Annotated in this window: 20 protein-coding genes; 9 read left to right on the forward strand and 11 right to left on the reverse strand. The window is 46.7% G+C overall.

Going from position 1 to position 23,844, the window contains the following annotated elements:
* Positions 1-162 precede the first annotated feature (162 nt).
* The 3 genes from BC343_RS24610 to BC343_RS24620 all read right to left on the reverse strand — a co-directional run bounded on the left by BC343_RS24610 (position 163) and on the right by BC343_RS24620 (position 2,743).
* Positions 163-1,398: an NAD(P)/FAD-dependent oxidoreductase gene (locus BC343_RS24610; RefSeq protein WP_078350449.1), complete on the reverse strand. Its 1,236-nt coding sequence runs from the start codon at positions 1,396-1,398 to the stop codon at positions 163-165.
* An 86-nt stretch (positions 1,399-1,484) separates the two neighbouring features.
* Complete coding sequence (locus BC343_RS24615) at positions 1,485-1,829, reverse strand: DUF3861 family protein (RefSeq protein WP_078350450.1); 345 nt, start codon at positions 1,827-1,829, stop codon at positions 1,485-1,487.
* A 74-nt stretch (positions 1,830-1,903) separates the two neighbouring features.
* Positions 1,904-2,743, reverse strand: a complete 840-nt coding sequence (locus tag BC343_RS24620) for an AraC family transcriptional regulator (protein WP_162276936.1) — start codon at positions 2,741-2,743, stop codon at positions 1,904-1,906.
* A 342-nt stretch (positions 2,744-3,085) separates the two neighbouring features.
* Here BC343_RS24620 and BC343_RS24625 point away from each other — a divergent pair, with 342 nt between their 5' ends.
* Positions 3,086-5,380, forward strand: a complete 2,295-nt coding sequence (locus BC343_RS24625; RefSeq protein WP_078350452.1) for a tetratricopeptide repeat-containing sensor histidine kinase — start codon at positions 3,086-3,088, stop codon at positions 5,378-5,380.
* Positions 5,381-5,457: 77 nt separating this feature from the next.
* Here BC343_RS24625 and BC343_RS24630 read toward each other — a convergent pair whose 3' ends face one another.
* The 3 genes from BC343_RS24630 to BC343_RS24640 form a co-directional block, all read right to left on the reverse strand.
* A complete protein-coding gene (locus tag BC343_RS24630) occupies positions 5,458-5,988 on the reverse strand; it encodes a hypothetical protein (protein ID WP_078350453.1) in 531 nt (176 codons plus the stop codon).
* Between the two features lie 131 nt (positions 5,989-6,119).
* Positions 6,120-6,572 (reverse strand): carboxymuconolactone decarboxylase family protein, encoded by a 453-nt coding sequence (locus BC343_RS24635; RefSeq protein ID WP_078350454.1) that lies wholly within the window; start codon positions 6,570-6,572, stop codon positions 6,120-6,122.
* A 128-nt stretch (positions 6,573-6,700) separates the two neighbouring features.
* A complete protein-coding gene (locus tag BC343_RS24640; protein ID WP_238381857.1) occupies positions 6,701-7,153 on the reverse strand; it encodes a DUF983 domain-containing protein in 453 nt (150 codons plus the stop codon).
* A 782-nt stretch (positions 7,154-7,935) separates the two neighbouring features.
* On the opposite strand from BC343_RS24640, the gene BC343_RS24645 reads away from it, so the two are divergent.
* Positions 7,936-8,796: a sigma-70 family RNA polymerase sigma factor gene (locus BC343_RS24645; RefSeq protein WP_078350455.1), complete on the forward strand. Its 861-nt coding sequence runs from the start codon at positions 7,936-7,938 to the stop codon at positions 8,794-8,796.
* 213 nt (positions 8,797-9,009) lie between these two features.
* Here BC343_RS24645 and BC343_RS24650 read toward each other — a convergent pair whose 3' ends face one another.
* From BC343_RS24650 to BC343_RS24660, 3 genes are all read right to left on the reverse strand, one after another.
* Positions 9,010-11,325 carry a glycoside hydrolase family 3 N-terminal domain-containing protein gene (locus BC343_RS24650; protein ID WP_078350456.1) on the reverse strand — a complete coding sequence of 772 codons (2,316 nt, stop codon included), beginning with the start codon at positions 11,323-11,325 and terminating at the stop codon, positions 9,010-9,012.
* A 262-nt stretch (positions 11,326-11,587) separates the two neighbouring features.
* A complete protein-coding gene (locus BC343_RS24655) occupies positions 11,588-12,319 on the reverse strand; it encodes an SDR family NAD(P)-dependent oxidoreductase (protein WP_078350457.1) in 732 nt (243 codons plus the stop codon).
* Between the two features lie 160 nt (positions 12,320-12,479).
* Positions 12,480-12,860, reverse strand: a complete 381-nt coding sequence (locus BC343_RS24660; RefSeq protein WP_078350458.1) for a winged helix-turn-helix transcriptional regulator — start codon at positions 12,858-12,860, stop codon at positions 12,480-12,482.
* 350 nt (positions 12,861-13,210) lie between these two features.
* Here BC343_RS24660 and BC343_RS24665 point away from each other — a divergent pair, with 350 nt between their 5' ends.
* Both BC343_RS24665 and BC343_RS24670 read left to right on the forward strand, forming a co-directional pair.
* Positions 13,211-13,993 (forward strand): succinate dehydrogenase cytochrome b subunit, encoded by a 783-nt coding sequence (locus tag BC343_RS24665; protein ID WP_078350459.1) that lies wholly within the window; start codon positions 13,211-13,213, stop codon positions 13,991-13,993.
* A gap of 49 nt (positions 13,994-14,042) precedes the next feature.
* The gene (locus BC343_RS24670) at positions 14,043-14,264 is read left to right on the forward strand and encodes a hypothetical protein (protein ID WP_078350460.1); all 222 of its coding nucleotides are present in this window, start codon (positions 14,043-14,045) and stop codon (positions 14,262-14,264) included.
* A gap of 124 nt (positions 14,265-14,388) precedes the next feature.
* On the opposite strand, the gene BC343_RS30855 is transcribed toward BC343_RS24670, so the two are convergent.
* On the reverse strand, positions 14,389-14,823 hold the full coding sequence (locus BC343_RS30855) for a hypothetical protein (RefSeq protein WP_143822336.1): 435 nt from the start codon (positions 14,821-14,823) through the stop codon (positions 14,389-14,391).
* 66 nt (positions 14,824-14,889) lie between these two features.
* Entirely contained in the window at positions 14,890-15,942 is a 1,053-nt protein-coding gene (locus BC343_RS24680; protein ID WP_078350523.1) for an alpha/beta hydrolase, read from the reverse strand.
* 569 nt (positions 15,943-16,511) lie between these two features.
* On the opposite strand from BC343_RS24680, the gene BC343_RS24685 reads away from it, so the two are divergent.
* The 5 genes from BC343_RS24685 (at position 16,512) to BC343_RS24705 (ending at position 23,809) form a co-directional block, all read left to right on the forward strand.
* Positions 16,512-17,990, forward strand: coding sequence for a catalase (locus BC343_RS24685; protein ID WP_078350462.1), 1,479 nt, complete (start codon positions 16,512-16,514; stop codon positions 17,988-17,990).
* A gap of 57 nt (positions 17,991-18,047) precedes the next feature.
* On the forward strand, positions 18,048-18,827 hold the full coding sequence (locus tag BC343_RS24690; protein ID WP_078350463.1) for an alpha/beta hydrolase: 780 nt from the start codon (positions 18,048-18,050) through the stop codon (positions 18,825-18,827).
* Between the two features lie 117 nt (positions 18,828-18,944).
* The gene (locus BC343_RS24695; protein WP_078350464.1) at positions 18,945-19,979 is read left to right on the forward strand and encodes an alpha/beta fold hydrolase; all 1,035 of its coding nucleotides are present in this window, start codon (positions 18,945-18,947) and stop codon (positions 19,977-19,979) included.
* A 163-nt stretch (positions 19,980-20,142) separates the two neighbouring features.
* Positions 20,143-22,629: a TonB-dependent receptor gene (locus tag BC343_RS24700; RefSeq protein WP_078350465.1), complete on the forward strand. Its 2,487-nt coding sequence runs from the start codon at positions 20,143-20,145 to the stop codon at positions 22,627-22,629.
* A 10-nt stretch (positions 22,630-22,639) separates the two neighbouring features.
* Positions 22,640-23,809, forward strand: coding sequence for a PepSY-associated TM helix domain-containing protein (locus BC343_RS24705; protein WP_078350466.1), 1,170 nt, complete (start codon positions 22,640-22,642; stop codon positions 23,807-23,809).
* Positions 23,810-23,844 lie beyond the last annotated feature (35 nt).

Raw genomic sequence — 23,844 nt, forward strand, 5'->3', positions numbered from 1 at the left:
TGAATGAATTTTATAGCGCAAAAATATATAATAAAAGATAAAAAGGTATTTTATTATTCTATTGATTTTAACTGTGGCAATTCCGTGACATCCTGGTTAGCTGTGGGAGGGGAGTAAAAAAAGCCTTTCAAAATGAAAGGCTTGAGTTACCGGATGGTGCTGTCAGAGCTGCGGTATTTTCGGGAATGACGCCGCAACAGCCTGCTCGATATCTTTTGGTGGATAGATCAGGTCATTTGAGATCCAAAATTTATGCTTCTTTGCTTCTTCACCTTTATGGCGCAGATCTCTGGTCCAGCCGTCAGTCACGATCGCGTGACCGGAACCAAGGTCAAGACAGGTATTGTATCCGGTCTGCTGATAGGGTTTCAGCGGCGCATTAAAAAGATCATTTACTGCGTTGTGCCCCGCCCATCTGCCCTGGAATTGTGAGAACTGACAGGACATAACCGCTGAACGGCCTTCTGATACGGTCACGTTAGCGACATCTCCGGCGATGATCACATTATCATAGCCCGGCAGCTTAAGGTGCTGATCGACACTGAGGCGGTTAAGGTGATCTTTGCTTCCTTTAAAACAGGAGGTCAGCGGGCTTGCGGTCAGGCCGGCTGTCCATATTACCGTGCTTGTCGGTATTCGCTCGCCATTGCTCAGTGTAACAGCATCCGGCTCTATGCCGACAACGGCGGCATTAGTAATCACCTCTATATTTTTGGCTTTTAGGGTTTCTACGATATACTTCTGACTGTCTGAGGAATAAAAGGAAGCTACTTTGTCAGACTTTTCTACCATAACTATTCTGAAAGATGCTACAGTGGCTGAAAGTTTTTCCTGTAGCAGCTTCGCCTTTTCTTCGATTGCTGTTACCGTCTCCAAGCCGGTAAAGCCTCCGCCGGCGACTACAAAGGTCGTATCTCCTTCATTCTCGAAATTGTTCTGGGCGAGCTTTATCATATGATCCTCCAGGTGCTTTGCACCGTTAAAAGTATCATTGTTGAAGGTATGGCTGATTCCGGGCAGATTAACTGCTTTTAGCGAACTTCCCGTAGCAAGAATAAGATAGTCATAAGGAATGTTGAGGATACCATTAGCGGTAAAGACAGAAAGTTCGTTATTTTCTGCGTTGATGCTTTCCGTTCTTCCCTGGATCTGGTTGACCTGTAAGGGCTTCAGATACCTATCCAGCTCAACGCGGGTACCTTCGAGTGACACCTCGTACAATCTGGGGCGCATGGTAAAGTAATTATCGGAATTGATCAGCGTGATCTCCAGATCGGAGGCTTTATTTAGCTCCCGGCTTTGTCTGACAGCACTTAAAGCGCTCCAGAAACCGGCGTATCCGCCGCCTACGATGACCAGGTGTTTTTTGTCTTGATATTGATTTGCTGTATTTGTCATTAGTTTGATGATTGCAGTTATGGAATGCTCTCAGCCATACCCGATGAATTTTGTGACGGGCATGTCCCTGAGAAATTTGTTGATTTTTATGATCTGGGTAAACGTTCAGCCGAAGGTCCGGCAGGAGTTGCGGGATTATTGGCAGGTTGGGAAACCAAAGATTTCAGTTCCTGCAGAAACTTTTTCATATGCGGCAGGAAATCCCTGAATAAAGGGGTTTTCCTATCTCTCACAATGAATTCTGTAAAGATCTTCACGGTAATGGCAAATGCTGCTGCATCTTCTTCTGTACTGAAAAGTTTTTTGCTTTCGATCCGTTTGATGATGCCGAACAACTCATCGTGTGATTCAACAGGGATATGTATCACATCCCCGGGATAAATGACCGGTTGGGCTTTTGTTAGGCTCAACAGATACTTATTTTTTTCCATATCAGTGTCTTGTTTTGTGATACAAAGGTCACCAATGCGGATATGTTAAAACTGGACAAATCTATCCGAATACCTTACAAATCTGTCATCTCACTGATAAACTGGGATATTTTTTTGCCCAGGTTTTTTTTGAAAAGCCTTGCAAAATAATCAGGATCAGAAAATCCCAGTTCATAAGCGATCGCTTTTGTAGAATGATTTCCGTTATACAGTTTGCGCTGTGCTTCCAACATAAGCCTGTTGATAATAAACTGCTTGGGTGACAGTCCGGCATACTGTTTCACAATCTGGTAGAGGGAGTTAACGCTTATTGCCAATTTTTCAGCGATAAGGGTGATCTCAGAAACACGTCCAAGTTCCCGCTCAACGTATTGCTGAAACTGTATGTACACATCAAACCTGTGATCCTGTATCATATTATAATGATAACCATGAAAATAAAATGAATTACATTCGGTCAGCAGGACATTCAGATAGGCCAGTACAGTTTCGGTATTACCCTGTTTTTTTAAAAGGCCCGACAAATTGCTGAAAATGGATCTTAACCTCACGACAGCCTCATGCGGGAGGGAAATAAGCGGGTTATGGAGCGGGTTAAAAAGGAATTTGTGCGTGTGTGGCAGCAGTGCGAGACAATTCTCGTCGAATACGATGTTGAAGAACCTGCTTCCGGGAGAATGCCTGCCCGACCAGTGTATCTGATTCGGCAGTACGAACAGTATCTGCCCCGGCGATACGGTGTAATCTTTCATATCGATCCTTTGATTGTCTTCGCCCTCGAGCATCATAACCAAATAATAATGTGTTTCCCGGTGCGGTCCGCTAAGGATCTTTGCAATGTCATCAGGAAGCTGCATCGTATTTTCAGCATTAACTCTGATGGCTAATCTATCACTTTGCTTTATTCTGTCCAAAAAACCGCGTCTCTGATGCATTTTGCTGTCTGGAAATATGATTCCGGAACAATCTCCGGCCTTGCAGGTGTGAGCATATTGGAAACACAACCTTAGGCCGAAAGGATGATCCCGATGTATAGCAAACATAACGAATCCCGATACGCCGATTGTCAGTGTATTGATATTTTCTACCCTGACAGAGTTTTCTGATGCGCCATCATAAAATTAAAAAAAGAGCATAAATTACACTAAGGGTACAATTTATTGGCTTCCTGATTTAAGAATATTCCCTTGCTGCGTTATATTTAGAACTTGATAATCGTTGCTGCATATGGCGGCAAAATATGACAGAATTACCCAATGACACGCGGACTTTTTGCCTTTCTTTTATGCTTTTTTATTTTCGGGCCTGTTGCCGGCAAGCCTTTCGCTGAGCATAAAAACGGAGAGGTTCGGGTACCGGATAGCGTGAGGATAAATAAGATGATCGCGCGGGCTGAGGCTTTCATCCCGAAATTTTCCGAGAACAGGAAATATATCGATAGCGCCTTAGCTTTGCTGACTGCTGCTGAGGAGATTACTTCGGTTCCCGCACTCGAAAATCTTTATTACAGAGTGTTGTCAAAGAGGGCGCGGATACTGGTCAAGAGTGCGGATTTTACATCAGCGCAACTGCTGTTTACGAAGATCACGACTTATGAACGGCGCAAAGGGATTGCCGCAGAGGCGGCCTCATGGCAGAAGATCGGTGATGATTTTGAACTGGAGATCAAAAGCGGTTTTCCGTTGCGCCGCAGCTGCTACCAAAAAGCTTATGATCTGTTCAAATTGACCGGAAACAAACAGAATGTAGCAGACGCTATGGGAAAAGTGGCTGACGCAGATATGACCGCCGGAGATTATGCAAAAGCCGAGCAGGAGCAATTGTGGGTTCTCCAGGAATATAAGGCGCTAAAGTACCGCAAGATCTATTACGGTTATTATATGCTGGCCGAAACATATTTCAGAAGTAGGAAGGAAGATAAGCATATCAAAGCACGCATAGATTGCGTAAATGCTTATGAAAATGATAAGAATGGCAGCATAGGCGACGGCCTGTTATATTATTATAACTTGGCGGTCGCTTATCACAAACACCGTAAGTACGAGTTTGCGATAGAAATGTACAAGAAGGGGATGCAGATTTCAAAGACGCTTAAAGATTTCGATCGCTACTACTGGGGATTAACGGGAAGCGTAGGTTGCTACATCAAATTGAGGGAATTTTCTACCGCGGTAAATTTGTTAAAAGAAGCATCCAAATATCCAAAAACGCTTAAAATGGAATGTTTCTTATTGTCAAGGGAACTTAGCTTGAACACATCAATGAAAAACTGGGGTGCTGCTCAAAAGCTTGTTCAAAAATTCAAATTGGCTTTTGATCGGTACCTGCCGAATGCTAAAGTCGACGGCAGTGCTTACGCGAAAGAAGAGTTTGTTGTAACCTACTATCCTCTTCCTTTGTACTATATTTACACCGAACAATGGGGCGAATTGAAAGCATCTCTTTTGGTATTGCAATCATTCCCGGAAAACAAACTCAGTAACAACACACGCATTTATGTTCACACCGTCAAATTGAAAGTAGATTCTGTAGGCGGGAATTTTTTAAGTGCGTTGCGGGAACATGAAATCATAACAGATCTGCGTGACTCGTCAATGTCTTTAGAGAGCAGGAATCGGATCAGTGAATTAGAGGCAAAATACAATTCAGTCAATAAAGATAAAGCTATTCAGTTGCTAAACAGTGAAGCCTCTGCTCAAAATGCGAGGCTTGAACGGTCTAAGTTACAGGGCAGATTCATTGTAGTCATTACGATTGTTTCTGCCTTGTTCGCCGCCGTATTGCTCTTTGCTTATCAGGCTAAACGCCGCAGCAACTTTACTTTAAGAGCGAAACAAAAAGAAATCAATGATCAGAATGGCGTGTTATCGGAATTACTGACCCAGAAGGAGATGCTGCTGACGGATAAGAATGACCTAGTAGAATCGCTGGAAGACTTGCTCAGTGAGAAGGAATGGCTGTTGAAAGAGGTCCATCATCGTGTGAAAAATAATCTGCAGATCGTAATGAGCCTGCTTTATAACCAGTCCACTTATCTTAAAAACGAGGATGCAAAAAAGGCGCTGTTCGATGTCCAGAACCGGATCCAGGCGATCGCCATCATTCATCACAAGCTTTACAGTAAGAATTCGGTTGCATCTGTAGCCTTACCGGGGTATATCAGTGAACTAACCAGCTATTTGTCCAATATCTACGTTCAAGATATCCGGTCTATAAGGTTCGTTCTTGATATTGAAGACATCAGTCTGAATATAAGCCAGGCCGTTCCGATAGGCCTTATTCTTAATGAGGCCATCACCAATTCCATCAAGTATGCATTTTGCGATAAGGGCGGCGTTATCGCTGTTTCAGCGAAAAGAACGGAAAACGAGGGTTTGGAACTTACTGTAAAAGACGACGGTAAAGGGTTGCCGGACGCTTTTGAACACGACAGCGATAGTTCTCTCGGGATAGGTATGATGAGGGCGCTGACCAGGCAGCTGAAAGGGGACTTTAGTATTGAGAGTGAACAGGGGGTGGCGATACACGTCGGCTTTAAACTTGAATTATAGTCCTGCGGCTGACCCGCTATCGTCTATATAGGATGCTCCGGATGATTTTAAACGCGATCATCAGATGATCAGCGGCGTTATTTGTATATAAACCTGATTGAGTCCTGAACACATACGTTGCTGACAAGCTCACCTGTATATTTGATCGTGTAAGTACCGGGCGAGCTGAATTTATAAACTTTGAAGAGGTCTATGTCAGCAGATATTCCGGTCTGAGGCGCAACGGATATGTAAGCGTCTTCGGAGGTTGGTACAACTTTATTTACACTTATTCCCAGGTAAGGTACTTCTTCACCGCGTTCATTCCTGATCTCGAGAAATCTTCCTGACCGCGTTTCAAAAGGTGTCTGCCATTTACAAAAACGCCGGGTATCACTGGCCGTATTTGAAACGGTCAGGCGGAGCTGGAGCGATGCCTGCCCCGCAGCGCTCGCCGGAAAAGATAAGAAACCTGCCAGGCGCCCTTTTGCAGTACAGCTGTCACTTAACGGGCCGCAGAGTGCAACCGGGCGTGTTGCATTCCCGGTGTTAACAGGCACCGTATTATTTGAATGGCATGAAACCGCAAAAAAAGGTGCAAATGCGTAAAGTTTAAATATTGCTTTCATAAAAAGATAATGTTTTTGTTGGGGTAAAAAACAGGCCGCCACCTGCCGGGCCAAAGGCACAACAGGCTGAATAAGACATACGGCGGCCTGCCTATTTAAACACTATTAATCAATAGTTTCTTTAACACCGGTCATCCGAATTGGCCAACAACATATGATCCTGCCGGGAATGCAAAGGCGATGTTGATACGATTCCAGGTATTGATCGTGGTGACGGCCAATGTAAGATCGATGAGTTCTGCTTCAGACAGCTGGGTTAACGCCTCCCTGTACTGGCTGTCACTTACGTTAGCAGCAGTTACCGCTTCCGCCCAGCCCAGTGCTGCACGTTCCTTTTCATTATAAAAGGGGCTGTCTTTCCAGGCATCAAGACCGTACAGGCGCTGCTCTGTTTCACCGCCGTGGCGTGCATCTTTCGTATGCATATCGAGGCAGTAAGCACATCCGTTGATCTGTGAAACGCGGGTATAAACCAATTCCAGCAAAGGTTTTTCCAGCGGGGAGTTTTTCAGATAGGCGTGTATGCCGAACAGGGTCTTTAATGCCGGTTGCCCTTCTGTGTAAACATTCAGTCGTTTTTCCATTTTTAACGGGTTTTTAAATGATGGTTATTTGTATAGGTAAGTTTGTGCTTATTTTCTGATGAATTCTTAAGCTGTATGTATTTACAAGCTTCAATAGCATTTCGAAGGTCGTGGGTAACCGGCTTTGATCATCGTCCGGACCGTCTTTTGAAACTCACGTACTCATCTTTGGACCGTTCCGGCTCGAAATGCAGGTTCGGCGTCAGCCAGAACAGCAGTATCACCCTTGAGTATCTGTATATCATCGGTGATAATAAAAATATCGGCAGCAAAGTAGCGACGGTATAAACCCAGGGGTTCACACTGTCGCTTAAAATTAAAATATAGGTCGCGACTGCAAAGGCCACCATGATAGCAACATCAAGTGCGTAGCTTACAAACATGGCGACATAAAAGTAGCCGGGCTCGATCTCGAAATGGAAGGCGCAGTATGGGCAGTCTTCATTCATTTGCTGGCCATAACCTGCAATAGTGCTTGCGGAAAACATCTTGCCCCCCCGGCATTTCGGGCACTTGGCATGCAACGCCGCTTTGAATTCGGAATTGATATATTGTTTGCTTTCCATGCTGCTGTTTTCCATAATCCCTGAGGTTGATTGTCTCATTGTAATGTGCGGTGAAGGTCGGTAGTAACGGCCGCTAAGATTCTTGATAAATGTCAAGAAAGGCTGCATTGCCATTGATCAAAAAAGGAATTTTTCCCGTTCAGTGCAATTTTCCGATGATACCTGGCCTGCAACTGCTGGTGATCACTTTATGATATCTTCCACGAAGGCCCTGCTTTCTGTTTTTGCCTGGTTTTCTCTTGTAATGACCCTTACAAGGATCAGTAGAGATGCTGCCTGTGCTGCATGTGTCAATAAAAACATAAATAGATTCATAATAATTTGTGTTTAATAACCTGCCCTTAGGGGCAAGATCATTTTATCTGCAACGCCGGCACAAATGCAGGGTGGCTAACCATTAAAAACACTGTCATTCTGCAGGTCCGGCATGTTTAAGAACCCGATGAGGCTTATCAGGCTTCCAATCTATTCCGGTCAGTTAACTATATCCTGCGAGAACTACTGCAAAGTTCTGAGGTACACTGGGATGGGGTGTTGATTTATATCTAAAAAGATCGTTGACATTTATCAATGGTTTTTGACCTGCCGCCTTTAAAAAATAGTCCGGTAGTATGACAAGGATAGATTTAGGGAGAAAGGCAGATACTGGGCAGGGTAATGTATTTCAAAATTCCGCAGCAGGGGACTCAGGCAGTGTTGACTTAAATCAATGATTTTTTTTGTGATTAGTCAATAACTCCCTGGTGGGTGCGATGCCACCTTTGTATAGCAAACATTGGTAAACAAAATTATCGGCAATGAGAAAACTTGTAATTACAGCCGCTATTACACCGCGCGACGGTGATCTGCTGAGACGTTATTTCAGGGACGTTGAAAAAATAGGGATGATGAGCCCCAAGGAAGAACAGGAGCTTTGTGCCCGCGTGCTGGAAGGCGACAGACAGGCTGAAGCCAAGCTGGTCACTGCTAATCTCAGATTTGTAATATCGGTAGCCAAACAATACCAGACGAGCGGCATATCACTGAATGACCTGATCAGTGAAGGAAATCTGGGGCTGATCCGCGCAGCGCAGCGTTTTGACCACACCAGGGGATTTCGTTTTATTTCCTATGCAGTATGGTGGATCAGGCAGGCCATCTCGGGCGCAGTCCAGGAATACACCAGATTTATACATCTTCCGATGAACCAGGTCGCGCTCCTCAATAAGTGTATGCGGGCCTCAGCCTTATTGGAGCAGCGCTATCAGCGCGGTGCGACCAACGAAGAACTTGCATCGGAGGTTGGTATCGAGGCGAATTTGCTTTCTGAGCTTATTATACAGGATAAGATCACTTTGTCACTCGATCATCCGGTAAGCGCAGACAGCCCCTTAACGTTCCATGAGACGGTAAGTTTAGAAAAAGCAACGCCTGACGAAAGACTCCTGAGAGAGTCATTGCGGCAGGATATTCGGGACGCCATGACGGAACTTACGCAAAGGGAGAGGGACCTGCTAATCCTGTTTTTTGGCCTCGAAACGGGCCAAGCTATCCGGCTGGAAGAGATCGCCCGTATCTTCGGCCTCTGTATTGCGCATACAAGGCGGTTAAAGGACGGCGCACTTGAAAAAATGCGGATGTCCACAAAAGCAAATGAGCTCAGGTCCTGCCTTAATTAAATTCGGGAAGCTTTTATTACCAGTTTTTTTTCCGCTTTACCGGCTAACTGTCGGGATTAGTAAACGTCATGCCATGTATATATACGGCATGACGTTTACAGCTTAATGTCTGGTGGTTTTAATAAGCCGCTGGTGTCAACCGTTCCCAATTCCCCCTTTGGTCCCGGCTGACACGGCTTTTTCTATTCTTCGGAATTTCCGGAAAAGGGCCTGTTAGTCAAGATACATTTTCTTTTTCAGCACAATGTCTTCCGCGGACCTGCCGATCATCAGATCGAACTCTCCCGGTTCCGTGGCCTCTTTCATATCGCGGTTCCAGAAGGCCAGGTCTTCGGCTTTAATCGTGAATCTGACAATTTGGGTTTTGCCCGGCGCAACTTCGATCTTGCTGAATCTTTTGAGCTGTTTTTCAGGAGTGCTCACTGAATTAACTTTGTTGCCTAAATAGAGCTGAACCACTTCTTTCCCCTTCACTTTTCCATTATTTGTAACGGATAACCGGACCTCGATTTCTTTGCCTCCCGACAGCGTATCAGAACTGACTTTTAAATCGGCGTAGCTGAAAGTCGTATAACTCAGTCCGAAGCCGAAAGGAAAAAGAGGAGCAGTAGATGAGTATACATAATCACGCCCCGGTTTTTCAAAACTACCGGGCTGCCTGTTATTGCCTTTTGATGAATTTACGTAATTATAGTAAACCGGTATGTGCCCTGTTGACTGCGGTATGGTCATGTTGAGCCTGCCAGAGGGATTAACTTTTCCAAACAGGATATTAGCCACGGCATTTCCGCCTCTTTCACCGGGGTACCAAGCCTCCAGTATCGCAGGAACGTGTTCTTTTTCCCAACTGATACTCCAGGGACGGCCATGAACGAGAACGAGTATGACCGGTTTGCCTGCCTGGTAAAGCCGCTGCAGTAATTTACGCTGAACGCCCTGGGGATCGATATCGGTCACATCATAACCTTCACCGCAGCTGAAAGGATCCGAAGGTTCATCCTTACCTGCTTTTCCGTTCCATCCGATACCTTCAAAAACCACACTTGTGGTGCCCAAAACAACTACCACTGCGTCACTTCTGCGTGCGGCCTCTTCAGCCTCAGCGAATTTGCTGGTATCAGGGCCTGATAATTCACACCCCAGTGCATAATTCACCTTTACTTTGTCGCCAACATATTCTCTGATGCCTTTAAGTACCGTTGTTCCGGAACGGTTATCGCGCGTGGAACTGTAATCCCCGTACTGAACTTTATCTGCATTAGGGCCGATCACGGCTATAGAATGCAGCGAACTGATATTTAAGGGTAACACGTTCCCCTGATTTTTCAAAAGAACGATCGATTCTTCAGCAATTTGTTGTGACAGCGCTACCGCCTCTGCCGTATGAAGTTTCTTTTTCAGCGAGATTGTATCCGGTAGGTTTTTTTCGAAAAGCCCTGCTTTAAATTTTATCCTTAATATTCGGGCTACAGCACTGTCAATGACGCTTTCCCGGAGACTGCCGTTTTTTACGAGTTCAGGGAGCGTCTTATAAATGTCGGGACGTGAAGCCTCAAGATCGACACCCGCTTCCATACCAAGCATTGCGGCATCAGCTTTTGTTTTGGCGATCTTATGAAAATCGTAAAGCTGGCTCAGTCCGCCATAGTCGGAAAACACATATCCCCCGAAGTTCCATTCTTCGCGCAGGATCTGTTTCAAAATAAATTTGCTGCTATGTGCAGGTATGCCGTCTGTCTCATTGTACGATGGCATGATCGAGTAAATGTTCGCTTTTTGTACGGCATCCCTGAAAGGGCTGAGGAACATACTCCTCAGCTCACGCTCGCCAATCTTCGCCGGTGCGATATTTACACCCGCTACCGGAATACTGTAAGCAGCGAAATGTTTTCCTGTGGCTATCAGTTTTCCTTCAGGTATGCCTATCCGGCTTTCAGAAGCTTCCCCCTGCATGCCGTTAACAAAAGCACAGCCCAACTGACTGACAAGGTAAGGGTCTTCTCCAAGGCATTCTTCAACCCGTCCATATCTCGGATCGCGGATTAGGTCAAAAAGGGGGGATAGTGCCTGGTCAACGCCTGAAGCAGATGCCTCTGAAGCAATTGTGCCGGCCATTTTTCTGATCAGCGAAGGATTCCAGGTGCTTCCCTGTCCTATGGCCTGCGGAAATATGGTTGCGCCTGCAGCCAGCTGGCCGTGCAGGCATTCGCCTATCTGAATAGGAGGGATGCCAAGCCTTGTTTTTTCACGGGCATATTTTTTTGCCGCTGCAGACTGGACCGTAATTTCTCCGGCGGTGATAAAGGGGCTTTCCACGACGCCCACAGAAATCGGGCTTTTCAGGGAGCCTGACAAAGATGTCATGCTCATTTGTGCTATCTTTTCTTCCAGCGTCATGCGTCCGAGAAGGTCGCTGACCCTTTCTTCAATACTTTTTTTCGGGTCTTTGTATACTTGAGCGTTGAGGGAGAATGAGATAGAAACAGACAGTGATAAGATTAAGGTTATTTTCCTGGAGAGTTTATTCATATATGGCTGGGCGTTAATGCCGCTGAGTGATGCGGAATGCAAAAGGTGCTCCAAGGCTTTTCGAGCTGCCTGCCGGATGTTTTAAAGATGGCAAAGCACTGCGGTTCAGTTGTTTGTTGTAACATCTATTCGCCCCTGTTAAAAACGGATAGATTTCGTACGAAATATCGTTCGCCTATTTCGTCGTTCGACTGTATATCGTCGGTTTGGTGGTTTAAGGTGTCGCCTGAAATCTTGACGTGCAGGCGACACCGGATCTGTTTTAACTTACGGAGATCCCACCGTCAACCGGAATGATGGCACCGGTCAGCCATGCTGCGCCGCCGGCCAGTGCTGCAGCGATATTGACAATATCTGATACCTCGCCGCGTCGCTTCAGCGGAATGGCATTCTGCTCTGTATCCTGTATGTTTTTTATATCCGCTGCTGAGAAACCCGAGTTGGTCAGTACGGGCGTGTCGGTAGGTCCGGGAGCAATTGCATTTACCCTGATACCGAACGGTGCCAGCTCCAACGCCCATATCTTCGTGAGCATATTCAGGCCACTTTTAGCCGATCCGTAAGCCATGAGCTGAGCATATGGTTTAATACCGTGGCTGCTTGTGATATTGAGAATCTGGCCTTTGTTGTTTTTCAGTGCATCGAGACAGCCTGCTGTCAGCAGGGAAGGAGCTGTAAGATGTACCCGGTACATGTTTTCCAGTGTTTCCCTCTTTAGGTTCCCGAACGGCGTGAGTGCGACGTGCCCCGCGTTGTTGACTAGTATATCCAGCTTATTTTCCCATACATTTCTGATGAACTCGACAATTTTGATCTCGTCGTCTGCGACGGAGCTGTCATAGACCAGTGTCCTGATACCTTGCAGGTCATTTGCCAGCTGAGCCAGCTTATTAACGTCGCGGCCGGTAACCAGCACATCCCATCCCTTTTCGTGAAAATTTTCAGCCAGGCCTTTTCCTATACCCGACGATCCGCCTGTAATCAGTACTTTCATTTTAATTTTTTTTTATCCAAAAAAAAGAAGATCGATGCTATTGGTCAACAGGCTTACCGCTACGGAAGTAAATTACCCCAGGGTAAGTATCGCTGATACCGAACCATTTATAGAAGAAGCTTTTTTTTATTCTAACATTGCAATGACATGTGTGTGGCTGTCAGGTTTTTTCTGTGCTATCATGGTGCATCTTTTGGAGAATGTATGCAAGCCCCAGGTCTTCCAGCGACAAGAATAACGGTTCAAGTTTTTGCCCGAGATCCGTTAGGCTGTACTCTACCCTTGGTGGCACTTCGGCATATGTTATGCGGATGAGAAGCCCATCGTACTCCATCTCCCTTAACTGGGCGGTTAGTGTTTTTTCTGAAATGTCGCCCAGCCCGTTTTTCAATATTGAGAAACGGGTCGGGCCTCCCTGCCTTAACGCCTTATAGATCCTGAGTTTCCATTTGCCGCTTACAATGGATAGTGCAGCTTCTACGCCACAGTCTTTATTGGGGTTTATTTTGCAATCTAATGTTTCTCGTCTGTTATAACTCATTTTTTTCGTTAAGCAGGTTGTGATAGATCAGCGGTACATAGTTTATACCATAAACTTTCGTCAGAGGGCGGCTTATCGCCGAGATGGAGAAAAAACGGTTTTCTGACGGAAGTAAAGGCATGAATGGGAAAATTAGGTTGTAAAATGTTCGCTGCCTCAAGTGGAGCGGCCGGATATCAACCGCTTCGGGCAGACGATATTTCGTGCCCGCGCCGTATCCCGGCGTTATTTCGTCTTGGCCTGAAGAAGCAGATGCCCGTAAATCCTTTAAAATTCGCGTTTTATCCTGTTTGGCATTAGCCTTGTATCTGCTGGGAAATTTTGGAGACTTTCAACTAACCCCATCAACGATGAGCGACTTTTTACGAACCCTCAATTCTTCTCTTTTTAAAAAGCTGATGATGGCTTTAACCGGTACATTTATGTGTACTTACCTCATTGTCCACGTCAGCGGGAATATGACCCTGTTTGCCGGTGACGAGGGCTACAGTTTCAATACCTATGCGCATTTTATGACCCACTTTCCGCCTGTAGAAGTGATCGCTTACCTGCTCTACCTTACCATTATCGTGCATGCGGCCTATGCTCTGCTACTAACTATCCTGAACAGAAGGGCGAGGCCGGTTAGGTATGCTGTCGTTTCCCGTTCGCCTGCTTCGTGGCCGTCAAAAAATATGGGGCTTCTCGGCAGTATACTTTTCCTTTTCATCGTTATCCATATGGCGGATTTCTGGTATCGCTATAAATATACTGAGATAGCCTTTCGTGAATACCGTACAGACCTGCTTACCGGCAAACGCGAAGTATCCGAATATCACCCTGTATCTCAGAAATTCCAATATGCGGTTACCGTGGAAGGAAATACGGAGATCGTCAGGACAAAAGATTTATATACTATCGTGGCAGAGAGTTTTAAGAGCCTTTGGTATGTAGTATTTTACCTGATCTCCGTAGCGGTCGTTTCTTTTCATCTTTTACACGGATTTCAAAGCGCATTTCAAACTATGGGCTTGCGGCATAAAAAATATACGCCGATCATCAAATTTACCGGCACCTGGCTGTTCGCTGTCATTATCCCGCTTGGGTTTGCGTCAATGCCGCTGGTTTTCTACCTGAAACATTTACTGGAATAAGAGGCAATGGCGTTGAATGTTCATCCCATAATCAAAACGAAATCCTAAAATGTATACAGACGATTTTTCAAAGGAAGAAATAGCGATTATAAACGAGATAGTTGAACAGGTTGGGGGAATGTTGTCGGAATATGTTGCTAAAGTACCCTTTGCTGAAGAAGAGGCTGAAGGCCTCCGTCGATCCTTTAGCGGCCTTGTTGGGCTATACGGGAAGGGGAAGAAGGTATATGGTTCGACCAATATCGCCTGGTATTCCGCAATAAGATCATGAAGCCGGCGTTGAACGGAGTAAGAGGTTACATAGCGATACATTTTGACCGCATCTACAAGCGCCTGCCGCTTTCAGAAAAACTGATGGTTAGTAACGTCAGCAATAACAAGCACCACTTTTTGATCTACAACGAAAGGGAACCGGAACGGCTTTTGCAATCCATCGCAGATGGTGCAGCGCTGTTCTGTAAAAATATGTACGATGATAAAGGGATGTTGGAGCAGCTATTCAACGACAGGAAAGATGCTATCATTTTTTCATTGCCATATCTTAGTGGGGAAAACTCTTCCGTTTGGCGGTGGCAGACAGGATACTGGAATATAATATACTGTCTGACGGAATTCATATCAACAATTTTGACCTGCATTACGAGGTACTCAACTGCATAGTTAGAGCTGTGGAACACCGGGGCAACTGATCTCTGATATGCTATTAAAACCCTGGCCAGGCTTTGCGATGCTGAGGCCAGGGTTTTTTCTTTATCAAAAGTACATGCCGTCAGTTTCTTCAGCAAACCTTTACAACCGGCAGGCAGGCGTTTTATCTTTGGAAAACTCATGGAGAAAACCGGTTGCCGGATGAGCTGTCAGTACTGCTGCAGTTGGAAGCCCAGCGGATATGCCTGTTATTTATACAGAGCGGCTTTTATGGTGGCAGCGGCCTGCTGGATAGCAACCTTTATTGCCGGTACATCCGCGATAGGGTTGAGGAGTCCGTAATCATGGATCAGTCCACCGTATCTTGTCAGTGTTACCGGCACACCAGCTTCATTAAGCTTTCGGGCATAAGCTTCCCCTTCATCACGAAGGACGTCATTCTCGGCAGTTTGTACCAGAGCCGGCGGCAGGCCTTTCAGCTGCTCTGTGGTGGCCTGCAGGGGAGAAGCATAAATTTCCTTTCTTTTTTCTGCGTCAGGGAGATAGCTGTCCCAGAACCACTGCATCATTTTCTTTGACAGGAAGCGGCCGTTCGCATAAAGATTGTAGGATTCTGTATCAAAATTTGCATCCGTCACCGGCCATAACATGACCTGCAGCTTTATTTTGGGGCCTTTTTTGTCTTTAGCCATCAGGGCAATGACGCCTGTCATATTACCACCAACGCTGTTACCGACAACGGCAAGGTTTTTACCGTTCACCCCGATCTCTGCTCCATGCTGCGCTACCCATTCTGTTGCAGCGTAGATCTCATTGATAGCCGTAGGATACTTTGCCTCCGGCGACCTCGAATAATCCGGAAAAACAGCGACCGCCCCGCTTCCTGTGACCAGATCGCGTACCAGTCGTCTGTGGGTAGGGTAATCACCCAGTACCCATCCGCCTCCGTGAATAAATATAAAGACCGGCGCATTCGCTTTAACGCCTTTCGGTTTCGTGATATGAAGTTTAACGCTCGTGCCGTTTTGGCTGATCGTTTTCTCGGTTTCATCTACATTCGAGTAATCAAATTTAACTGAGTTCTGCGCGCCGGTGAGTACATCACGGGCCTCCGGCGGGCTTAACTGTTCGATCGGCTTGCCGCCGCCCGAGTTCAGGGCTTTAAGAAAAGGCCGGATCTCCTTTAACACGAGCGGGTCTTCTTCCCCCGGATATGGCCTTTCCTGTGCAAAGGCATGGACATGCAATAATAGCAGGGCGGCAACCGCCGCGAGATTCTTGTTGAATTTTAAAATTTTCATAGTGGTCATCAATTAATTATTTACGGATACTTCTTCTCGTGATTCAGGCCGTTAACCGGATTTACAGGGTTTGCTATCTATGCAGCGGGCGCCGCTCAAATCCCGCGGGGAGCAGGGGCGATGGTCACCCGGTTTCACCGGAGCAGCGGTTTTCCCTGATCCGTACCTGCCTGACCTGGCGGCAGAAAAAGGGTTATTACGTGCCGGTGTAATTACGGGTGTGATCATCTGTCTTTTTTTAATTGGATGAATCCCTGATCTCTAAACCTGTGCCATTGTTATAACTAAATGATAATGAATTGATTGTATTTGATTTAGTCTTTTGTTCCGCACTGCATTTCGCTGTTTGGCGATGAAGTGGCGAAGGGTCGGAAGGGCGTTCCAAAAAGTTTATTTACAGCGGTTTATCAGTGACAGTTTATTAAACGATGTTATATCGCGCAATCCCGATGCATTAACGAAATAAAGTAGGGTATGGCTTTTCTTTACTTTTGTAAAGTATTGTTATACAATTGTTTGTGAAGATGGTGTGCTCTTTGTCATGGCTTTGGCAATCAATAGCTACGACAATGAATGAAAAACTGACCACAGCATCCGGCATACCCTATGCCAGCCACGAAGACACGCAAAGCATCGGGCCGAGAGGCCCGCTATTGCTGCAGGATTTTATACTGCACGAAAAACTTGCCCATTTTAACAGGGAACGTATCCCGGAAAGGGTGGTTCATGCCAAAGGTTCTGGTGCATACGGGATCTTTAGGGTGACCAGTGATATCAGCCGGTTTTCCAAGGCGAAACTGTTTAATGCTGTTGGAAAAGAGACCCGCATATTTATCAGGTTTTCGACAGTGGGAGGTGAGCGCGGAAGTGCAGATACGGAGCGTGACCCGCGGGGATTTGCTGTCAAGTTCTATACCGAAGACGGGAACTGGGATATCGTCGGCAACAATACACCGATATTCTTTTTGAAAGACCCGAAGAAGTTCCCGGATTTTATACATACGCAGAAACGTGACCCCCACACGAACTGTAAAAACCCAACGATGACCTGGGATTTTTTCAGCCTTAATCCGGAATCCCTTCACCAGGTCCTGTTTCTGATGAGCGAAAGGGGGACACCTTACGGATATCGTCACATGCACGGTTTCGGCAGTCATACCTATTCCATGATCAATGCCTCAAACGAGGTGGTTTTTGTAAAATTCCATTTCAAAACACTGCAGGGTGTCAAAAACCTCAGTGCCCGGGAAGCCGGCGAGCTCAAGAGCCGTGATCCTGATTTTGCACAGCGTGACCTGTTAGCAGCTATTGCCGAAAAGGATTTTCCGCAATGGCAGCTGTATATACAGGTAATGACAGCGGAGCAGGCAGGTGAGCACAGGTTTAATCCCTTTGATCTTACCAAGACCTGGAGCCAGGCTGATTTTCCGCTTATTGAGGTCGGGACGATCCAGCTGAATGAGAACCCGGCCAATTATTTTGCAGATGTGGAACAGGCCGCTTTTTCGCCTTCCAATATCGTGGACGGCATCGGGTTTTCTCCCGACAAAATGCTGCAGGGCCGGATCCTCGCTTATCCTGACGCGCAGCGTTACCGCCTGGGTATAAATTTCAATTACATTCCGGTTAACCGCTGTCCGTTCATGGTTGCCAATTACCACAGGGACGGGCAGATGCGCACTGATGGGAACGGCGGGGCCCAACCGAATTATTACCCGAACAGTTTCGACACTATTCAGCAGGATATGGCCTACAAAAGGCCGGCTGAGCATACGCGTTCGCAAACGCTGGATTGGTTCGGCCGTAACGCACCAGGTGAAGACGATCATTTCAGCCAACCCGGGATCTTTTACAGGAATGTACTTGGCCCGGAAGGAAAAGAAGCCCTGGCCGCTAATATTTCGGAGGCTATGTCAGGTATCACAGGCCCAAAACGTGAAGAAATTATCAACCGCCAGCTGTGCCATTTTTTTCGGGCGGATATTGATCTCGGCACCAGGGTTAGCAATAAATTAAACATCGATCTCGCCGGTGCTGTACATCATTAGCCTGTTTCCAGCCTTATAAACGATTACCTTAAACAATAATAAAATAATAATACCGCTATGAAAATCTCTGAAAAATTAATGAGGCCGGGCATGGTTGCCCTGGTACTTTTGTTAACCGTTTTTGCTTTTACAAACCCTACTACGGCACAAACTTCGCCTGTTAAGAATATTGTTATCGTCCATGGTGCTTTTGCCGATGGCTCGGGCTGGCGTGGTGTCTTCGATATTTTGAGCGCGAAGGGCTACAACGTGACGATTGTTCAGAACCCGCTGACGGGCCTGAAAAATGATGTGGATGCGACTAAAAGGATTCTGGATAAGCAGGATGGGCCGGTGATCCTTGTAGGCCATTCCTGGGGCGGCGTAGTCATCACGGAGGCAGGTATGCACGAAAAGGTGGTGGCGCTGGTCTATGTTGCAGCCTATCAGCCTGATAAGGGAGAAAATACGCTCAAATGGGCAACCTCACTGCCCGCTGCCCCGGAGAACGGCATCTTGGCACCTGATGAACACGGTTTCGTCTACTATGATAAAAGCAAATTCCGGGAAGGTTTTGCGGCTGATCTGAGCAAAGCCGAGACTGATTTCCTGTTTGCCTCGCAGCAGCCTATTCTGGGAGAAAGCTTTGCGGCCGAACTGACCGACGCGGCATGGCGTACGAAACCCAGCTATGGTATTGTCGCAACGGAAGATAAAAGCATTAACCCCGATGTTGAAAGGAACATGTACAAGCGTGCAAAAACGAAGGCTATAGAAGCGAAAGGAAGCCACCTGATATTCGCTTCTCATCCTGATGTCGTGGCCAGGCTGATCATTACGGCAGCAGGCGGAAAATAAGAGTACCGGCCGGACCTGCAGTTTACAGCGTCCGGCCGGTCTGTTTAACGAGGCGTCATTGTTCTGAGTTGGAACAACGACAGGCCCGGTAGTTACAAATCATATTATTCCAAAAAAATGCCTGCAGCAAAGATCATTCTGTCTCCGAAAATATTTTTATTCGCCGTTTCACTATGCTGTCTCCTGACAGGAACCGGGCTGACTGTCTTCGGACAGGAGTTGTCAGGCAGTTCCGGCGAAGCTGTTAAAGCACTCGGAAGGATACGGCAGATCAATGCTGGTGTGCTCAGTGTGGGTTATGTTGAATCAGGGCCTGCTGACGGACCGGCGGTTATTCTTCTTCACGGCTGGCCCTACGATATCTACAGTTTTTCCGCTGTCGCACCAATACTGGCCCGAAAAGGTTTCCGGGTCATCACCCCGTACCTCCGCGGCTTCGGCTCCACTGTTTTTCTTTCAGACAGGACTTTCAGGAACGGGCAGCAGTCAGCACTGGCGGTCGACGTGATCGAACTCATGAACGCCCTGCATATCCGGAAAGCCGTTATCGGAGGTTTTGACTGGGGAGCACGAACAGCCGATATCGTGGCCGCGCTGTGGCCGGAACGCTGCATTGCCCTCGTTTCTGTCAGCGGCTATCTTATCGGCAGCCAGGAAACAGGAGGAAAGCCGCTGCTCCCAGGAGCCGAACAAGCATGGTGGTACCAGTTCTATTTCGCTACGGAAAGGGGGAAGGCAGGTTACGAGGCTAACCGCAAAGCCATGGCGAAGCTGATCTGGCAGAATGCCTCACCCCGGTGGAAATTCAGTGATAGCGCCTTCAATCTTTCAGCCCGGTCATTTGAAAATAAGGATCATGTCAGTATCGTGATCCATAATTACCGCTGGAGGATAGGGGCAGCCAAAGGAGAGCGCCGGTACACCGGTCTGGAAAAAAGACTGAAAGATTTCCCGGTGGTCAGCGTTCCTGCTATTACTATCGAAGGAGATGACAATGCTGCGCCTCATCCGGATCCGGAAACCTACGCCCGGAAGTTTACCGGAAAATATATGCACCGGACCGTCCTTGGCGGAATTGGTCACAATCTGCCATCTGAAGCGCCCGAAGCTTTCGCACAGGCAGTGTCTGACGCCTATATGATGGCGCAGTAAAACTTAAAGGCGATATTTCGTCTGTGAACGATATTATAAAACGATATATCGTCTTTCTACCGGTGTTTAAAGTAATAGATGCTGATTATCAAGTATCTAATTGTCTGGCATGGTTTTTCATGAACGCAGGCATTGTTATAACTTATAATTAGTCTAAATAAAAATGATTAAACTTCTACGAAACCAGTGCCTCTGCCTGTTCATTTTTTTGTTATCTGTTTCATCTGTCTGTGCCCAGGGCAATAGAGGAGCGGTCAGGGGAAGAGTGCTTACTTCCGAAGGAAAAGATGCCGATAATGCTTCCGTAACCGTTAAGGGACAGGCATCAGGTACATCAACAGATGATCACGGTAACTTTGAATTGAAACTCCAGCCGGGTACTTACGTCCTGCTGATATCCCAGACAGGCGCCGCCCCGGTAGAGCTGACAGCTGAGATCACAGCCGGAAAAACCACGCAGCTGGACCCTGTCAGACTCGATATCAGTAACCGTGCGTTGCAGGAAGTGACCATCAGTTCCGGAAGAACAAATAAATTTACCCGTAAGGGAAGTGACTATGTCGCCAAAATGCCGCTGGGTAATCTGGAGAACCCGCAGGTGTATACGAGTATCAGTAAAGAACTCCTGAGGGATCAGCAGATCAATAACCTGGACGATGCCCTGCGCAATGCTCCGGGTGTGACCAAGCTGTTCGATGCTACCGGAAGGGCCGGATCAGGTGCGACCAATTTTGTGCTTCGCGGTTTTTCTACCCAGGCAAGACTGCGTAACGGACTGGCCGGAAATATCACGACCATTGCAGATGCGGTAAATGTGGAAGCGATCGAAGTGATCAAAGGTCCTTCGGCCACCTTATTCGGCAATACGCTGACCTCATACGGAGGACTGATCAACCGTGTCACCAAGAAGCCTTTCAAAGCCGCTGCCGGTGAAGTTTCCTATTATGGCGGGAGTTACGGGCTCAACCGTATCAGCGCGGACTACAACACGCCGCTGGATAGCGCGGGAAATGTACTTTTCAGGGTAAATACCGCTTATAATTATCAGAACAGTTTCAGTGATAACGGCTACCGGAAGAGCTTTTTCCTGGCACCGACCTTATCCTACAGGGTAAATGACCGTCTTAACTTCAGCGTTGATGCCGAATTCAATACGCTGCAGAGCGGGGGCAGCCAGTATTTTTATCTGTACCCGACCGTTAATGTCAGCGCATTCGGCGCAAACCGGGCGGATCAGATCCCGGTCAATTATAAAAGCACTTTCTCCAGCAATGATGTCATGAAAACGGGTCAGAATGCCAATGTTTTCGGGCAGATGAACTATGTATTCAATTCCCGCTGGAAGTCCCAGACGAATTTCAGTGTGACCAGCAGCACATCGAAAGGGCCTGCACCATACTTCTATATAATACCGGGCAGCAGTGTCAGAACGCTGACGGGTGTTAATTCCTACACGGATCCGCTATACCTGGAGCGTATGGTCTGGTCGCCGAACGGAACGGACCTGAATGCTGAACTGCAGGAGAACGTAACTGGTGATTTCAAAATAGGTAAGTTCCGTAACCGCCTGACCGTGGGTCTCGATTATTTCCACGCCCGTACGAACATCAACTTTAACCGCTTTGCTTATGTAACGACAAAGACGCCGGCAACACGGATAAACGATCTTTTTGACTTCGTGAGCCTCACGAACCCAGGTAACGCCTATTATAATTTCAACGAAAGCAAAGTAGACTCAGCGTATGCCAATCGCCCTGCAGGCACCGTACTGACCACAAAAAATGATTCATATACCTATAGTGCCTACGCATCGGATGTTTTCAATATTACCGACAATTTCCTGGCGCTGATCAGTCTGCGTGTTGACCGCTTCGAAAATAAAGGGATCCTGAATAATTCCACCAACGTGACGTCTGACGGTTACGGGCAAACGGCCCTCGCCCCGAAATTCGGTCTGGTTTACCAGGTTATCCCCGGGCTTGTATCGGTATTCGGCAACTACCAGTCGGGATTTAGCAATAAAACAGGGACCGACTTCGAAAGCAAACCGTTCAAACCCGAACATTCCAATCAGGCGGAAGGCGGTGTGAAATATGACCTGCTTGGCGGCAGAATAAGCGGTACTGTGAGCTATTACCATATTAAGGTAACAGATATTGTGCGTCCTTATGAGGCTAATCCCGCCCCTTCCATACAGAACGGTACACAGGTCAGTGAGGGCGTAGAGATAGAGGCAGTTGCCAACCCTTTTCCCGGGCTTAACATTATCGGAGGCTATGCTTATAATCACAGTGTATACACGAAAACCACAACGGCCCAGACCGGCCTTCGCCCGACAAATGCAGGCCCGGAGCGTACCGCTAATTTGTGGATGAGTTACCGGTTCAGCAACGGCCTCGTAAAAGGACTTGGTTTTGGTGCCGGCGGTAACTATGCCGGCAACGTTTACGCGATCAACAGCAATACTTACGGACAATTCATTTTGCCTTCCTATACCGTCTATAATGCAGCTGTTTTTTATGACCAGGTTAAATACCGGGTAGGACTGAAAATAAATAACGTCGGCAACAAACGTTACTGGGTAGGTAGCGCCACTATGAACCCGCAGATGCTGAGGGAGATCGTTGCCAATATCAGTTTCAGATTTTAATTGACCGGGAATGTCTTTGTTTAAAAAAGTAGTTTTATTCATGCATCGCTGGCTCGGGTTCCTGTCCGGGCTGGTGGTGTTTATTGTCAGTATTTCAGGTTGTGTATATTCTTTCCAGGATCAGATACAGGATGCCCTGTTTTCCTACAGGAAGGTTAACCGCGGGAGCGGGGATATGCTGCTGCCTTCACGGCTCATTATTATCGCTAAGACAAAATATCCGGACGGCAAGGTGAGCTTAGTGAATTATTACACCCCTGACCGTACCGCACAGGTACGTATTAACACCGGTAAGGTACAGCATTCACTGTTTATCGATCCGTACACGGGCCGCCTGATGCATGATGATCCGGATTTTAAGCACAATTTCTTCAATACGGTAAAGAGCATACATTTTTACTGTTTTTTTCCGCCGGCGATAGGAAAAACGATTGTCGGCGCGTCGACCATCATATTTATGATCATAATGATCACCGGATTGGTTTTGTGGTGGCCCCGTCGAAAGTTTGATCGGAAGCGAAGCCTGACTATCAAATGGAAGACCAGGTGGCGCAGGGTCAATTATGACTTGCATAGTGTAATCGGATTTTATGTTTTCAGCATTAGTTTCCTTCTTGCATTCAGCGGACTTTCCATGTCATATGACTGGTTGAGCAAAAGTATCTATTGGGTAGCTAACGGAGGTCAGGAATACAAAAAGGAACTGAAGAAATATACATCGGACACGACAACCAAAGTACAGAATATCGTGGTTATACAGCCCATCGATGCCGGCTTCCTGTATGCTCGTAAAAGATCGCCGAAAACCGAAATGATGCTGATCTCTCCTGGAGTATTACCAAAATCTCCGATATCTTACACCTGTTATCCTCGGGTACTTCATTTCAGCTACAGCGATACTTATTCCATCGATCAGTACACAGGTAAAATCCTGAAGGAATTACCTAACACAAAGAAAAGTACGGGCTTAGTCCTGTTAGGAACGAACTATGATATTCACGTCGGGCAGATCGCAGGATTAAGCGGTCAAATCATCATGTTTCTGGCTGGATTGATCAGTGCTTCCCTGCCGGTGACCGGGTTGTTTATTTATTTAGGCAAAAAAAAATCGATACAACTCAGAAAAGGTAGAGGGGCGCATTCTGTCAGACAACGACGACTTGATAAAAGCTTGAATTAAAGTTCATGAAAGAAAGATCGAAGTAAATACCAGTT

Source organism: Mucilaginibacter pedocola (genome assembly GCF_002013915.1).
GTDB lineage: Bacteria > Bacteroidota > Bacteroidia > Sphingobacteriales > Sphingobacteriaceae > Mucilaginibacter > Mucilaginibacter pedocola.